Here is a 16,014-nt window from a genome sequence, read left to right as displayed (position 1 = left end):
CATGGCCGGAGAAACCATCCATGCATGTGCAGTGGTCATCGGGGCCGACGGGGTGCTGATCCGCGGCCCCTCGGGGGCGGGAAAGAGCACGCTCGCCGCCCGTCTCATCGCAGAGGCCGCGCGCAACGGGACCTTTGCCCGTCTCGTCGCCGATGATCGTGTTGAACTGGACGCCCGCAACGGCCGCGTCGTTGCCCGCGTGCCCGAAACGATCGCCGGCTATGCCGAAGTGCGCGGACGCGGCATTTTGCCCACAACCTGCGAACCGGCGGCGGTTGTTCGCCTTGTGGTTGATATCATCCCCGTTGATGCGCTGCAGCGAATGCCCGAAACCGGCGATTTCGCCGCTGAAATCGCGGGCGTTTCGCTCGCCCGGCAGCCCGTATCGGGTTGCGGCGCCGAAGCTCTTGCCCTGATCGGCCACGCGTTGCGGGACAACCGGCCGGTCCTCTGATTTGTGACGAAATATTACAAATCCGGAATTTTTTTGTTGCACCGCCATACCGATGCGCCAAGATGAGGGTTCATGCGGAGCCGCGGCTCGGACTTGCCAGCCAGCCACCGGTCTGCAGAAGGAACACAAAATCGGGTGGTCCATGATCGGTCTTGTACTCGTAACCCACGGGCGACTGGCAGAAGAATTCCGGGCAGCTTTGGAGCATGTGGTCGGGCCGCAGGAACGGATCGAAACGATCTGTATCGGCCCCGATGACGACATGGAGCAACGCCGCGAAGACATCATCGCGGCGGTCGACCGCGTCGACGACGGCACCGGTGTCGTCGTGTTGACGGATATGTTCGGCGGCACGCCTTCCAATCTCGCCATCTCGGTGATGGACGGCAAGCCGATCGAGGTGGTCGCCGGCGTCAATCTGCCGATGCTGGTAAAACTGGTCAGCATTCGCGAGGAAAAACCGTTGGCCGATGCGGTCATCGAAGCGCGCGAATCCGGCCGAAAATATATCAGCGTCGCAAGTCAGGTCCTGACAGGCATGCAATGAACGAACTCCTCGATGCGCGCTCGGTGCGCATACGTGATCTGGTAATCGTCAACGAACGCGGGCTGCATGCGCGCGCATCGGCAAAGTTCGTGAAATGCGTCGAGCGGTATGACGCTAACGTCACCGTCACCAAGGACGGTCACACCGTCGGCGGAACGTCCATCATGGGCCTGATGATGCTGGCCGCCGCACCCGGCGCCAAGATCCGCCTGGCGGTCTCGGGCCGCGAGGCCGACGAGGCTCTCGAAGCCATCACCGAACTGGTCGAAAGCGGTTTCGACGAATTCGACTGATCCCCTCTCGCCGATGGCGTCGTTTCCTTCCGATCCCTTTACGTCCGAACAAATGGCCGCGATGGCCGGCTTGCGCGCGGCAGCCGACGCCGTTGTCGAGGCCTGGCCGCAGGATCGCCGTGTCGTTCCCGAGGATCTCGAACTCGCGCTTGAGACGATCTACCGGCTTGCCCGCGTGCCGTTTGAGGGCGCACCCGACATGCCACCGGTCGCGGCCGATCTGGAAGCGGATGTCGCCGATCTCGTTCGCCTATTGAAGGCGATGCCGTTAAATGCGCTCGGGGCGCCGGAATTCGAAGCAGCGTTTCACGCCCTTATCGCCGCAGCGGTTGAGACGGCGGCACTTTTCGGTGGCGAGGGTGACCGGCAGCCGTCGCAAGTCCAAAGGCGGATCGATCGTGCCGAGGTGGAAGAGGGCATCTTTGCCGTTGCCCGCGCGGTCGGCCCGTTACGCGATGCGCTGGAGCGGCTGAAGGAGCTGCCCGTCGGCTTTGCGACGTTTTCCGACCCGCAGGCCGCCGGCAGTGCGATGCATCGGCGGATGCTCGCCCGGCGCGCCGCGATTGCCGTCAACCTGATCGAACTGGCGATTGGCAAGACCATTGATCTCGCCATTCTTGCACGCGCGGTTGCAACGCTGCAGGCGCTCTCAACAGCTCTCGCGCCGGAGCCGATGGCAAGTGCGCGCCGGCCGGAAGGCGAAACAGCGGAGGCGGAGTTTGCTGCGGGCGTGGCTGCAATCGCATCCGCCTTCGCCCGGATTCCGCACCGTTTCCGGTCTGGAAACCATAAGACATAAAGAAATCTTTATATCTCTATTGCTTTGTCCGGGGAATTGCGTTAGAGGCCCGGTATGGACCGGCCGTGCGGCCTGAACGGACGTATCGCCACGCCGCCGTCGCCACGCCGTCTCTCATTTTCCGCCGTGCGAAATGCACGGCATCCGCCCGTCTTCCCAGGCGACGAGGCGGGGCCCGCTCAAAAGGGCCGACCGCAAGGAGCTGATACACATGACCGCCGAATATCACGTCAAGGACCTTGGCCTCGCCGATTGGGGCCGCACCGAAATCACCATCGCCGAAACCGAAATGCCGGGCCTGATGGCCTCGCGCGAGGAATTCGGCAAGGCCCAGCCGCTGAAGGGCGCCCGCATCGCCGGCTCGCTGCACATGACCATCCAGACCGCGGTGCTGATCGAGACGCTGGTCGCGCTCGGCGCCGAGGTTCGCTGGGCCTCGTGCAACATCTTCTCGACCCAGGACCACGCCGCTGCCGCGATTGCCAAGGCCGGCATTCCGGTCTTTGCCGAAAAGGGCGAGACCCTTGAGGAATACTGGGACTACGCCGACCGCATCCTCGACTGGGGCAACGGCGAGACCGCCAACATGATCCTCGACGACGGCGGCGACGCCACCTTGATGGTCATCCTCGGCGCCAAGGCCGAGACCGATCCGACCGTGCTCGACAATCCGCACAGCGAGGAAGAGGAGGCGCTGTACGCCGCCATCCGTCGCCGGCTGGAAAAGAACCCGGGCTGGTTCTCCAAGGTGCGTGGCAACATTCGCGGCGTTTCCGAAGAGACCACCACCGGCGTCATGCGTCTCTACCAGATGCAGGAACGCGGCGACCTGCCGTTCCCGGCCTTCAACGTCAACGACTCCGTCACCAAGTCGAAGTTCGACAACCGCTATGGCTGCCGTGAATCGCTCGTCGACGGCATCCGCCGCGCCACCGACGTCATGATGGCCGGCAAGGTCGCCTGCGTCGCCGGCTATGGCGATGTCGGCAAGGGCTCGGCCCAGTCGCTGGCCGGTGCCGGCGCCCGCGTCATGGTCACCGAGATCGACCCGATCTGCGCCCTGCAGGCCGCGATGGACGGCTTCGAGGTCAAGACCATGGAAGAGGCCGCGCCGATGGCCGACATCTTCGTCACCGCGACCGGCAACAAGGACGTCATCACCGTCGACCACATGCGGGCGATGAAGGACATGGCGATCGTCTGCAACATTGGCCACTTCGACAACGAAATTCAGGTCGCCGGCCTGAAGAACTTCAAGTGGAACAACGTCAAGCCGCAGGTCGACATGATCACCTTCCCGGATGACACCCGCATGCTGCTTCTGTCCGAAGGCCGTCTGGTCAATCTCGGCAACGCCACCGGTCACCCGAGCTTCGTCATGTCGGCATCGTTCACCAACCAGGTGCTTGCCCAGATCGAACTGTGGACCCGCAACGACCAGTACAAGAACGAAGTCTACGTGCTGCCCAAGCACCTCGACGAAAAGGTCGCCCGTCTGCACCTCGACAAGCTCGGCGTCACCCTGTCGACCCTGACGCCGGAACAGGCTGCCTATATCGGCGTGTCCGAGACCGGTCCGTTCAAGTCGGATCTCTACAAGTACTGACCTGTCGATCCGGGTTATCCCCATCCGGGTATGCCCGTCGCGACGAAAAAATTCAGCGCCCCCGACGCGACACACCGCGCCGGGGGCGTTCGTTTTGCGGGCTCGCGAGCGGCTCGAAAATCGCCCGCCCACGCGCACCGTCAGCCGAAAAACATTTGCCTCGAAAACGATTTGCCTTGTCGGTCTGCACGCCCCGGGGCGTCGTTGCCGAAAGTCGCCGTGCCCGTTGCTGCATCGCACAAGCCCTGTGGCCGTCGACGCTCACCGCCGGCATCGTGGGAAGCGCAAAAAAATCCGTTCCCGTTCTGGACTCTACAGCGCGATTCCAGAACGCGGTATGGTGACCCGAATCAGGCGTTTCGAAGAGGCACCGAAGCCCGGTTCGCACAGCGTTTTTCAAAGGGCTTCCAGCGGCGGAAAGGACCTTCCCATGGCTTTGCATGGCGGGGGGCATAGAGGGATTCGAAGCACGATGTGGCGATCGTGGGCGGTCACCGTTAGCACCATACTGGGCACTTCGGTCTTGTCGGCACCGGCATCCGGCGCGGTAACCTTCAACTCGTTGGGCCGGGGGCTCGGCTATCTCGAAATCCTCTGGATCGTTTCGCTGATCGGCGCGCTTTGCTTCGCCGTCGTCAGCTCCATGGCGCTACTTCGCGGCCGCCGCCGCTCGGAAGAAAACATCGCCCGCCTGGAACAGGGCATCGAGGATTTTCGCGCCAGCGTGGAGCAGGCCGAGGCACTGCTCGACACCGATGACCAGCGCATCGTCGTGTGGAATCGCCCCGCGAGCCCGCCGACCGTCGTCGGCCGCCTGTCGGAGACTTCCGGCGCGCCGCGCAGCGGCACCGCCTTTGTCGCCTTCGGCACCTGGCTGTCGCCGGAATCCGCCGGCGAACTCGATGCCGTCCTGTCGTCATTGCGGCGCACCGGCGAGCGCTTCGCGCTCTACCTGCGCACCCAGAGCGGCGATGTGATCGAAGCTGTCGGACGCATCTCCGCCGGCCGCGCCGTCGTGCGGTTCCGCGATCTCAACGACGAACAGCGCGCTCACGCGCAACTGCTTGAGGAGCACGCGGCGCTGGTCGAGACCGTCGGCAACATGCGTTCCCTGCTCGAACTGCTGCCAAACCCGGTCTGGCTGCGCGACACCGTCGGTCGCCTCGTCTGGGTCAACGATGCCTATGCGAACGCGGTCGAGGCCGCGTCGCCCGAAACGGTCGTCTCCGGCCATTCCGAACTGCTCGATGCCGGCACCCTGCGCGAGATTGCCCACAGCCGCACCGCCAGCCGTATCTACCAGCGCCAGCTGCCCGTCGTCGTCGCCGGCGATCGCCGCGCGTTCTCCATCGTCGATGTCGAGTCCGAGACCGGCAGCGCCGGCATCGCCATCGATATCGACGAACTCGAAAAGGCTCAGACCAATCTGCGCCGCACCGCCGAGTTCCACGCCCGCACTCTCGACCAGCTGGCGACCGCGGTCGCGATCTTCGGCGCCGATCAGCGGCTGCAATTCTACAACGCCGCTTATCGCGACCTGTGGGGCCTCGACACCACCTTCCTCGAAAGCAATCCGCAGGAAGGTGCGCTGCTTGATGTGCTGCGGCAGAACCGCAAGCTTCCCGAGCAGGCCGATTTCCGCAAATGGAAGAAGACCGCGCTGGCCGCTTATCAGGCCGTCGAGACCCAGGAAGACTGGTGGCACCTGCCCGATGGCCGCACGCTGCGCGTCGTCGCCAATCCGCATCCGCAGGGCGGCGTCACTTACGTTTACGAAAACGTCACCGAGCAACTCGACCTGCAAAGCCGCTACAACGCGCTGAGCCGGGTGCAGGGCGAGACGCTGGAAAACCTCGCCGAAGGTGTCGCCGTGTTCGGCTCCGATGGTCGTCTGCGGCTGTTCAATCCGGCCTTCTGCGACGCCTGGCAGATCAGCGCCGACCGTCTCGGCGACAAGGTTCACATCAACGACATCGTCGAATGGTGCCGCGGCAACGTCGAGGATCCGACCCTGTGGCAGTCGCTGCTTGCCTCCATCGCCGGCCTCGCCGACACCCGCACCGCCGTCGCCGGCCGCTTCGACCGCACCGACGGCTCGGTCTATGACTACGCGACCGTGCCGCTGCCCGACGGCGCGACGCTGGTCACCTTCGTTGACGTTACCGACACGGTGAATGTCGAGCGCGCGCTGCTGGAAAAGAACGACGCGCTTCAGGAAGCCGACCAGCTCAAGAACGCCTTCGTCCAGCATGTGTCCTACGAGCTGCGCTCGCCGCTGACCAACATCATCGGTTTTGCCGAACTGCTGAGCGACGCCAAGACCGGCGAGTTCAACGACAAGCAGCGCGAATATACCGGCTATATCCTGTCCTCGAGCTCGGCGCTTCTGGCGATCATCAACGACATTCTCGATCTCGCGACCGTTGACGCCGGCATCATCGAACTGGACCTCTCCAACGTCGACGTCGCCGACACCGTGGCGAGTGCCGTCGAAGGGGTGCAGGACCGCCTGCAGGAAACGCACATCTCGCTGAAGACCGACATCCCCGAGGGCATTGGCAGCTTCCGCGCCGACGCCGCCCGCGTCCGGCAGGTGCTGTTCAATCTCTTGTCCAATGCCATTCGCTTTTCCGAGGACGGCGGTACGGTCGAGATCGCCTGCGCGCGCGAAAACGGCGGCGTGCGGTTCGAGGTGCGCGACCATGGTTGCGGCATCCCCGCCGAGCATGTCGGCTCCGTCTTCGACCGTTTCGTCAGCCACGCCGAAGGCAACCGCCGCGGCGGCGCGGGCCTGGGCCTCTCGATCGTCAAGAGCTTCGTCGAACTGCATGGCGGCTCCATCGAGTTGACATCGAGCGCCGGTGATGGCGTGACCGTGATCTGCCATTTCCCGGCGCTTGCCGGCGAGGAAACGCCGGAAGACGGAGAAAACGAACCGTCTGACAGACTCGGGGCGGCCATCGGCGCCGAAGCGTCGCCCGCAGCTTCCTCCGCCGGCGCCGCCGAAGGCTTCTCCGCCGCGGACGATGCGGCAGTCGCCTCCTGATTGGCGCCCGAGACGTCGATGAGCGCCCCCCTTTCCCTGACCCGTGATCTGGCCGATGAGGCCGCCACAATCCGCCTTGCAGAAGACATCGCCATGGTGCTCGCGCCCGGCGATGTCATCGCGCTGGAAGGCGATCTCGGCGCCGGCAAGACGACCTTCTCGCGGGCTTTGTTGCGTGCGCTTGCCGACGACGCTTTCCTCGAAGTCCCGAGCCCGACCTTCACCATCGCCCAGAGCTATGAGGCGCTGCGGGTTCCGGTCGTGCATTTCGATCTCTATCGCCTCGGGTCGGCAGAGGAGCTCGACGAGATCGGCTTCGACGACGCGCTGGAGATCGGCGCGGCTCTGATCGAATGGCCGGACCGCGCCGATGGTTTGCTGCCCGCCGACCGGCTGATCCTGTCGCTGGAAATCGTCGGCGCGGGCGACGCCCGCCGGGCGACGCTGACGAGTGTGGGCGAGGGCTGGGCCGAGCGGCTTTCTCGCAGCTTTGCCCTGCGCGCCTTCCTCGACGAGGCTGGCTGGACGGGCGCCGAGCGCCGCCATCTGCAGGGCGATGCCTCGACCCGCTCCTACGAGCGCATTCGCCGCGACGGGGAGCATGCGGTGCTGATGAACGCGCCGCGTCGTCCCGACGGCCCGCCGGTCGCCGACGGCAAGCCCTATTCGCAGATCGCCCGTCTCGCCGAGGACGTCCGCCCCTTCGTCGCCATCGGCGAGACACTGCGCGCGAACGGCTTTTCCGCGCCCGAACTCTTCGCCCACGATCTCGATGCCGGTCTGCTGCTGCTTGAAGACTTGGGCGGCGAGGGCGTCGTCGAAGAGGGGGCCCCGATCGCCGAGCGCTATGGCGTCGCGACCGATGTGCTCGCCGACATACATGGGTTGGATTGGCCGGACAGTGTTCCTCTGCCGGATGGTTCGATCCATCATGTCCCGCCCTATGACGAGGCGGCGCTGACCATCGAGGTGCGCCTGCTCGCCGACTGGTACGTGCCGCACATGACGGGCGGCGAGCTCGATGGCGCTGCGCTCGATGAGTTTCTCGCCCTGTGGCGAGAGCGCTTCGACGCGCTCGATCAGGCCGAAAAAAGCTGGGTGCTGCGCGATTGTCACTCGCCGAACCTGATCTGGCTGCCGGAGCGCGAAGGGCCGGCCCGCATCGGCCTCATCGACTATCAGGACGCCGTCATCGGCCCCGCCGCCTACGATCTCGCATCGTTGCTGCAGGACGCCCGCGTCACTGTGCCGCCCGAGCTCGAACAGGTTCTGTTCGCGCGCTACCTTGAGCGCCGCCGCGCCGCCGATACGGATTTCGACCGGGATACCTTCGCCGCAGCCTACGCGACCATGGCCGCCCAGCGCGCCACCAAGGTGCTCGGCATTTTCGCCCGATTGAATCACCGCGACGGCAAACCCGTCTATCTGGCCCATATCCCGCGCGTGCGTGATTATCTCTATCGGTCATTGACTCATCCGGTTCTGTCCGGCCTAAAGCTCTGGTATGAGAGCCATCTCCCAACCGGTTCGTGAGCATTGCGGGCCGGCAAGACCGTACGCGAACAGAGACGACCGATGAGTTGCGTTTCCAAAGGGGCTCCCCCGAAAACCGCCATGGTGCTGGCCGCCGGGCTCGGCAAGCGCATGCGCCCGCTGACCGCGACGACGCCGAAGCCGCTGATCGAGGTCGCCGGCCGCTCGCTGATCAACCGCAACATCGACCGCTTGGCAAACGATGGCGTCGAGACCGTGGTGGTCAACGTCCACTATCTCGCCGACCTCGTCGAAGTGCATGTGCGGCACTGGCAGGAGCCCCGAATCGTCATCTCGGATGAACGCCGGCAATTGCTCGAAACCGGCGGCGGCATCGCCAAGGCCCTGCCGCTGCTCGGAAACGATCCGTTCTACCTGCTCAATTCCGACAGTTTCTGGATCGAAGGCGCGAAGTCCAATCTCGGCCGCCTCGCGGACACCTGGGACGACGAGCGCATGGACGGTCTCCTGCTGCTTGCAAGCACGGTCGTCAGCACCGGCTATGACGGCGACGGCGACTTCACCATGGGGCCGGACGGCGTGCTTGAGCGCCGCGCCGAACGCACCGTCGCGCCCTTCGTCTATTCCGGCGCCGCGATCCTCCATCCGCGCCTGTTCAAGGACGTGCCGGAAGGCCCGTTCTCGCTCAACGTGCTGTTTGATCGCGCGCTCGAGGAAGGTCGCCTGTTCGGCATCCGCATGGAAGGCGTGTGGCTGCATGTCGGCACGCCGCGCGCGATCCGTGATGCCGAAGCCGCCATCCGGGCAAGCTCGGACTGAGCCGGCGGGCTGATGAGGTTTTCCGCGTGGCGCACTTGAAAGCCGGGGATTACCTCCGCCGCCACCTTGCGTCCCGCTGTCGTTGCAGCCTCAAATAGCAGACGGGCCGGGGGCGTGCGGCACTGGCCCCGCCACTGAGGGCGACCGCACCAACGGGGAGAGGAGCAAAGCCATGGAGGGTGGCCACGGGTCGCCGCGGGTCTTCACTATCCCGCCCGGTGCCCCATTCATCGCCACGCTCGTTGAGGCGCTGCTCGCCGGCCGGCTGGTGCCGGGTTTCGATCCCGCCGGCGATCCTGCTTTGCTGGCCGACGCCACGATCTATCTGCCGACCCGCCGCGCCGTGCGCGCCTTTCGCGCCGAACTGGTTGCAGCGCTCGGCGGCCGCGCGGCCATTCTGCCGCGCATTCAGCCGATCGGCGATGTCGACGAGGACCTCCTGCTGGTCGACGAGGGCGAGATGCCCGATGGCGATCTGGCCCCGGCGATCCCGCCGCTCGAACGGCGTCTGTCGATTGCCCGGCTGGTGCTCTACTGGGCGCAGATGCAGGCGCGCGCCGTCCTCAATCTCGACGCCGATGCGCCGGTCCTGATCCCGGCCTCGCCCGCCGATGCCGCCCGCCTTGGCGATGCGCTCATCGGCCTGATGGATCAGGTCGCCAACGAAGAGGCCGACTGGGAGCGGCTCGGTGATCTGGTGCCGGAGACTTACGCCCGCTACTGGCAGATCACGCTCAGTTTCCTGCAGATCGTCACCGAGGCCTGGCCGGAATTCCTGCGCGAGCGTGATGCGCTCGATCCCGCCGTGCGCCGAAACATGCTGCTTGATCGCGAGGTCGAACGGCTGCAGCGCGCGCCCGCGAAAGGCCCGGTGATCGCCGCGGGGTCTACCGGCTCGATGCCGGCAACCGCCCGCCTGCTTGCCGCCGTTGCCGGGCTTGAAAACGGCGCCGTCGTGCTGCCCGGTCTCGACAGCGATCTCGACGAGGATGCCTGGGACGCGATCGGCATGCGCGACGATCCCGAGTCCGTGTCGAGCCATCCGCAATACGGTCTGAAGCAGCTCTTGAAGACGATGCGGATGAGCCGCAGCGACGTGGTTTCGTTGGCCGCTCCGGCAACGCCTGCGCTTGCCCGCCGCCGCCACCTCGTTGCCGAGGCGTTGCGCCCCGCTGATGTCACGGACGCCTGGGCCGGCGTCGCCAATGTAGGCGATCCCGAAGTTGCCGACGCCTTTGCCGATGTGGCGCTGATCGAGGCTGCGAACGAGGAGGAGGAGGCGCTCGCCATCGCGCTCGTGCTGCGTGAGGCGATTGCCGAAGACCGCCGCGCCGCGCTGGTGACGCCGGATCGCATGCTGGCGCGCCGGGTCGCGATCCAGCTCCGCCGCTGGGATATTCGCGTCGACGATTCTGCCGGTCGTCCGCTCGCCGACACGCCGCCGGCGATCCTCGCTCGCCTCGTTGCCGAAGTCGCGCTTGGCGATTTCGCGCCGGTTTCCCTGCTTGCTTTGTTGAAACACCCGCTCGCCCGCTTCGGCCTCGAACCCGCCGCTATCCGTCGCGCCGCCCGCGTGCTGGAGGTGGCGGTGCTGCGCGGACCGCGCCCGCGTTCCGGAAGCGAGGGGCTGAAGGCCGCGCTTGCCGCCTCGAAGACCGAAGTGGATGCGCGCGATGGTCATATCCCGCGTATCCGCCGTCGTCTCGGCGCCGCCGACTGGCAGGCCGCGAGCGACCTCGTTGACCGGCTAGCGGCAGCGCTTTCTCCACTCGAAACGATTGCCGATCATGACGGTCTGGTCTCGCCGGCCGATCTGGTTACCGCCCATATCGCCGCGCTCCACGCGGTTGCCGCGCCGCCGGAAGATGCCGGCAAGTCGGCGAAGTCGGAACTCTATGACGGCCCGGCCGGCGAGGCACTTGCCGGCTTCCTGCGCCAGTTGCTCGACGCCAACCCAAACGACTTCGACATCCACAGCGGTGAGTGGCCGGGACTTCTGCACGCGCTGATGAGCGGCACACCGGTTCGCGCCGGAGCGCCCGGCGACGAGCGGCTGCACATCTGGGGCCCGCTCGAAGCCCGCCTGCAGCCGGTCGAGCGCATCGTGCTCGCCGGGCTGGTCGAGGGCGTGTGGCCGCAGACAACGCGCAGCGACCCCTGGCTGTCACGGCCGATGCGAAAGGCGCTCGGCCTCGAGGCACCGGAGCGGCGCATCGGCCTTGCCGCGCACGATTTCGCGCAAGGCATGGGGTCCGGCGAGGTCGTGTTGAGCCGCACCTTGCGTGCCGGCACCGCGCCGACGGTCGCCTCGCGCTGGCTGCAGCGGCTGAAGGCCCGGCTCGGCAAGGAACTGACCGAGACGATGACCGCACGCGGCACCCGCTATCTGTTGCTTGCCCGCGACATCGATGGCCCGGTCGAAACCCCGCTGCCGGCGACCCGCCCCGATCCGAAACCACCGATCGAGGCCCGCCCGACGCGCCTCTCCGTGGCGCGCATCGAAACCCTGATCCGCGATCCGTACGCGATCTACGCGCAATATGTGCTTGGCCTCGATGAACTCGACGCCATCGGCGCCGAGCCGGACATGGCAACCCGCGGCACGCTACTGCACGATATCTTCGCCCGCTTCGCCGAAGGCTGGACGGGCCCGTTCGACGAGCGCGCGCTCGACGAGCTGATCGCCATTGGCCGCGAGGCCTTCGTGCCGCTCGAAGCCTTCCCCGACCTGCACGCCCTGTGGTGGCCGCGTTTCACCCGCATCGCCGCGCGCTTCATCGACTGGGAGCGCGACAGCCGGGCGGGTTTCCGCACGCGCCATGTCGAGGTTGATGGCAAACTTGCCTTGGCCTTGCCCGGCGGGCCGGAATTCACGCTGACCGGCCGTGCCGACCGCATCGACGAGCTGAGCGACGATTCCCTCTCCATCGTTGACTTCAAGACCGGTGCGCCGCCGAGCGAGGCCCAGGTCGACACGCTGCTGTCGCCGCAATTGCCGCTTGAGGCCGCCATGGCCCGCGCTGGCGGCTTTGCCGGCATCGAGGCGGGGCGCAAGGTCTCGGAACTGCTCTACGTGGAGCTGAAGGACGACGCGTCGGTGACGTTCGCACAGACGCGCGGTAAGGCCGGTGCCGAGGCGCTGGCCGACCGCGCCCTCGAAGCGCTGACCGCGCTGATCGCCGCCTATGCGGACCCCGAGCGCGGCTATCTTTCTCGCGCCCATCCGGTGTGGGAGCGGCGCTTCCCGAGCCCTTACGACCATCTCGCGCGGGTCAAGGAATGGTCGCTCGGCAACGGGGAGGACGAGGCATGAGCGCCGCTCGCCCGTTAATCCCCGAGGACACCCAAGCCCGTCAGGCCCGCGCCGCCGACCCTGAGGCCTCCGCCTTTGTCGGCGCCAATGCGGGTTCCGGCAAGACCTTCGTGCTGACCCGCCGTGTGGTCCGGCTGTTGCTTGCCGGCACCGACCCCTCGCGCATTTTGTGCCTGACGTTTACGGAAGCGGCAGCCGCCGAAATGGCGAGCCGCGTTTTCGATACGCTGGCTACCTGGACCCGCTTCGACGATGAAAAGCTCGGCGCCGAACTGGCCGAGATCGAGGGCCGCCGTGTCGGTCGCGCGGAACTGGCGATGGCGCGGCGGCTGTTCGCTCGCGCGCTGGAGACGCCCGGCGGTTTGAAGATCCAGACCATCCACGGCTTCTGCACGGCGCTGCTGCACCAGTTCCCGCTCGAGGCCAATGTCGCCGGCCATTTCGATGTGCTCGACGAGCGCGGTCAGGCGGAAATGCTCGCCGCCGCGCGTGCCGCCGTTCTGCACCGCGCGGCAAGCCGGCCAAACAGCGAACTCGGTGAAGCGTTGCTCGCGGTCTCGGCGGCGGCCTCCGATCAGTCGTTTCTGGCGGCCATCGACGCACTGGTCGGCAAGCGCGACGGGCTGCTGCGCTGGATCCGCGACAATGGCGATCTCGATGGCGCACTCGCGGCGCTCGCGACAAGCTTCGGCCTCGACGGCAGCGAAACGGCGGAGGGCCTTGCCGCCGGTGTCGGCGCCTCGAAAGCCTTCAACGCCGACTATCTCGCCGCCCTGTTGCCGGAGATGGAGCGCGGCAAGCCGACCGACATCGGTCGGGCCGAAGCATTTCGTGCCGCGCTCGCCATGCCGGCGGGGGAGGCGCGGGCCGAGGCCTGGCTCGCCATCTTCTTCACCGACGCCAACAAGGTGAAGGGCGCCGGGACGCCGCGCAGTTCTGCCCGCTGGGCGACCAAGGCGGTCAAGGACAGCTTCCCCGATCTCGTCGATCGCTTCGATCTCGAAGTTGCCCGGTTGGAAGAGGCGCGCGAGCGGATGCGCGCGTTTCGAACGGTTGCCGCGACCACCGCGCTGGTCCGTCTCGCCGACGCCGTTATCGGCGTCTATGAGCGGGCGAAGGCACAGGAGGGCCTGCTCGACTACGACGACCTCGTGGTCAAGACCGCCGACCTGCTGACACAGGCCGACGCCGGCCCGTGGGTGCAGTACAAGCTCGACCTTGGCCTCGATCACGTGCTTGTCGACGAGGCGCAGGACACCAATCCGCGCCAGTGGCAGGTGATCCGCACGCTGGTCGAGGAATTCTTCGCCGGCGAGGGCGCCCGGCCCGCGACGCGCACCTTCTTCGCGGTCGGCGATGAAAAACAGTCGATCTATTCGTTTCAGGGCGCCGCGCCGCACCTCTTCGGAAACATGAAGCGGCACTTTGCGCGCTACGTTCGCGACGCCGGGCTGACCTTTCACGACGAGCGGCTGATCCTCTCCTTCCGTTCGACGCCGGATGTGCTGAAGGCCGTCGATACGGTCTTCGAACCCGCCGCCGCGCATGACGGACTTGCCCAGCAGGCCGAGGCCCCGGTGCACGAGGCGTTGCGCCAGAACGATCCGGGCTATGTCGAGATCTGGCCGCTGGTGACGGAGGCGCAGGAAGCCGAGCCGACCGACTGGCGCGAGCCGCTCGACCATGAGGGACCGAACGCGCCGGCGCGCCGGCTGGCCGACCGCATCGCCGAGACCATCGCCGACTGGGTCGCTGCGGGCGAACGGCTGGAGGGCACCGGCGAGCCGGTCCGCGCCGAAGACGTGCTCGTTCTGGTGCGCAAGCGCGGCCCCTTCGTCCAGGCGCTCGACCGGGCCTTGAAGGCGCGCGGCCTGCCGACGGCGGGCTCCGACCGTGTGGTTCTGACCGACCATATCGCGGTGATGGACCTGATGGCGCTCGCCCGCGTCGCGCTGCTGCCGCAGGACGACCTCTCGCTTGCCGCCGTGCTGAAGAGCCCGCTTGTCGGCCTCGACGAGGACGCGCTGTTCGATCTGGCTTACGACCGTTCAGGCACGCTGTTCGAGGCGCTGTCGGCGCGCCGCGACGCCCCGGCCTTTTCGGCAGCCCACGCCTTCATCGCCGAGGCCATGGCCCGCGCCGACTTCCTGCGGCCCTACGAGTTCTTCGCGCTGCTGCTCGGGCCCGAGGGCGGTCGCGCCCGTTTTCGTCGCCGGCTCGGCGCCGAGGTCGACGAGGTGCTCGACGAATTCCTCGGCCTTGCCCTGAACTACGAGCAGACGGCAATCGTCAGCCTCGAAGGCTTCCTCGCCTGGCTTTCCGCCGTGCCGACCGAGATCAAGCGTGCGCTCGACACCGAGGTCCGCGGTGTGCGCACCATGACCGTGCACGGCGCCAAGGGGCTTGAAGCGCCGGTCGTTTTCCTCGTCGACAATTGCGCCCAGCCGACCTCACACAATCACGATCCGCTCATCCTCGAAAAGGCTGTGTCGGAGATCCCCGGCGCTGCATCCGCGCTTGTCTGGAAGCAGGGCAAGAAGACGGCGACCGACTGGCAGCAAACGGCGATTGACGAAACGCGCCGGCTGGCCGCCGAGGAATACCGCCGTCTGCTCTATGTCGCGCTGACGCGCGCCCGCGACCGCCTCGTCGTCTGCGCCTTCAAGAACCCCTACAAGCTCGACGACAACGGCAAGGCCAAGGGCAATGCGGACCGCCCGCCCGAAGGCTGCTGGTACGACCTCGTCTCTCGCGCGCTCACCCCCGACGCCGCGCCGATTGGCGGCACGCCCGACGCGCCGGACAAATGGCGTTGGCAGGTCTCGCCCGGCCCCGCCCACGCGCCGAACGACGTCAGCGAGAAGGTCGAGGAAACCGTCGCCATCCCCGCATGGCTGACGCTTCCGGTCGCGCCGCTGCCGACACGCCGCGTGGTCACGCCGTCGACCGCGCTGGAAGGCGAGGGCGAAATGACCGGCGAAGCGGAGGAAGCCGAGCGCTTCCCGCCTGCCGATGCGTTGGCCGCAGCTCTGCGCGGACCCGACGCGCCGGCGCTCGAACGCGGCCGCGTCGCTCACCGTCTGCTCGAATTGCTGCCGGGTCTCGAAGAAAGCCGCCAGCAAGCCGCCGGCCGGCGCTTCCTTGCTCATGCCCGCAGTAGTCTCGATGAAGGTGCGCGCGCGGCACTTCTCGACGAGTTGCTCGGCGTGCTGCGCCACCCCGAATTTGCCCCGGTGTTCTCGGCCGAAGGCCGCGCCGAGGTTTCGATCGCCGGGACGCTGCCGGGGCCGGACGGCACACCCGTCGCGCTCTCCGGCCAGATCGATCGGCTGATCGTCACCGACGACGCGGTGCTGATCGTCGATTACAAGACCAACCGCCCGGTGCCCGAATCGCTCGACGAGGTGCCGGCGGCTTACGTCACCCAGCTTGCCCTTTACCGCGCCGTGCTCGCAGGTCTCTATCCGGGCCGGGATATCCGTGCGGCGCTGTTATGGACGGCCGGCCCGAGGCTTACCGAAATCCCCGCCGACGCGCTCGACCGCGCCGCACCTATCCCCGGCAGATGAGGGTTTCCTAATACTTGACGCTTGCCGGTCCGCTTCCTACCTTCGCGATAACGCGATACGGGGGACTCCCCCCA

10 protein-coding genes are annotated in these 16,014 nt (G+C 66.8%); all 10 read left to right on the top strand.

The window, feature by feature from the left end; genetic code table 11:
- The first annotated feature begins 1 nt into the window (after nucleotide 1).
- The 10 genes from C0606_05570 to addA all read left to right on the top strand — a co-directional run bounded on the left by C0606_05570 (nucleotide 2) and on the right by addA (nucleotide 15,940).
- Nucleotides 2-454, top strand: a complete 453-nt coding sequence (locus C0606_05570; protein ID PLX37744.1) for a serine/threonine protein kinase — start codon at nucleotides 2-4, stop codon at nucleotides 452-454.
- Nucleotides 455-596: 142 nt separating this feature from the next.
- Entirely contained in the window at nucleotides 597-1,001 is a 405-nt protein-coding gene (locus tag C0606_05565; GenBank protein PLX37743.1) for a PTS fructose transporter subunit IIA, read from the top strand.
- Nucleotides 998-1,294, top strand: coding sequence for an HPr family phosphocarrier protein (locus C0606_05560; GenBank protein ID PLX37742.1), 297 nt, complete (start codon nucleotides 998-1,000; stop codon nucleotides 1,292-1,294). The genes C0606_05565 and C0606_05560 overlap by 4 nt, the downstream gene beginning before the upstream one ends.
- A gap of 61 nt (nucleotides 1,295-1,355) precedes the next feature.
- The gene (locus C0606_05555; GenBank protein ID PLX37741.1) at nucleotides 1,356-2,093 is read left to right on the top strand and encodes a hypothetical protein; all 738 of its coding nucleotides are present in this window, start codon (nucleotides 1,356-1,358) and stop codon (nucleotides 2,091-2,093) included.
- Between the two features lie 211 nt (nucleotides 2,094-2,304).
- Nucleotides 2,305-3,699 carry an adenosylhomocysteinase gene (locus C0606_05550; GenBank protein ID PLX37740.1) on the top strand — a complete coding sequence of 465 codons (1,395 nt, stop codon included), beginning with the start codon at nucleotides 2,305-2,307 and terminating at the stop codon, nucleotides 3,697-3,699.
- 337 nt (nucleotides 3,700-4,036) lie between these two features.
- Nucleotides 4,037-6,745: a two-component sensor histidine kinase gene (locus tag C0606_05545; protein PLX37739.1), complete on the top strand. Its 2,709-nt coding sequence runs from the start codon at nucleotides 4,037-4,039 to the stop codon at nucleotides 6,743-6,745.
- Nucleotides 6,746-6,763: 18 nt separating this feature from the next.
- On the top strand, nucleotides 6,764-8,278 hold the full coding sequence (locus tag C0606_05540) for a tRNA (adenosine(37)-N6)-threonylcarbamoyltransferase complex ATPase subunit type 1 TsaE (protein PLX38693.1): 1,515 nt from the start codon (nucleotides 6,764-6,766) through the stop codon (nucleotides 8,276-8,278).
- Between the two features lie 81 nt (nucleotides 8,279-8,359).
- On the top strand, nucleotides 8,360-9,058 hold the full coding sequence (locus C0606_05535; protein PLX37738.1) for a mannose-1-phosphate guanylyltransferase: 699 nt from the start codon (nucleotides 8,360-8,362) through the stop codon (nucleotides 9,056-9,058).
- 172 nt (nucleotides 9,059-9,230) lie between these two features.
- Nucleotides 9,231-12,371 (top strand): double-strand break repair protein AddB, encoded by a 3,141-nt coding sequence (addB, locus tag C0606_05530; GenBank protein ID PLX37737.1) that lies wholly within the window; start codon nucleotides 9,231-9,233, stop codon nucleotides 12,369-12,371.
- On the top strand, nucleotides 12,368-15,940 hold the full coding sequence (gene addA / locus C0606_05525) for a double-strand break repair helicase AddA (protein PLX37736.1): 3,573 nt from the start codon (nucleotides 12,368-12,370) through the stop codon (nucleotides 15,938-15,940). Before addB ends, addA begins: the two co-directional genes overlap by 4 nt.
- The last annotated feature ends 74 nt before the right edge of the window (nucleotides 15,941-16,014 follow it).

The organism is Hyphomicrobiales bacterium, assembly GCA_002869065.1.
Classification (GTDB): domain Bacteria; phylum Pseudomonadota; class Alphaproteobacteria; order Rhizobiales; family Rhodobiaceae; genus Rhodobium.
This window is presented reverse-complemented; position numbering and strand designations above follow the sequence as displayed.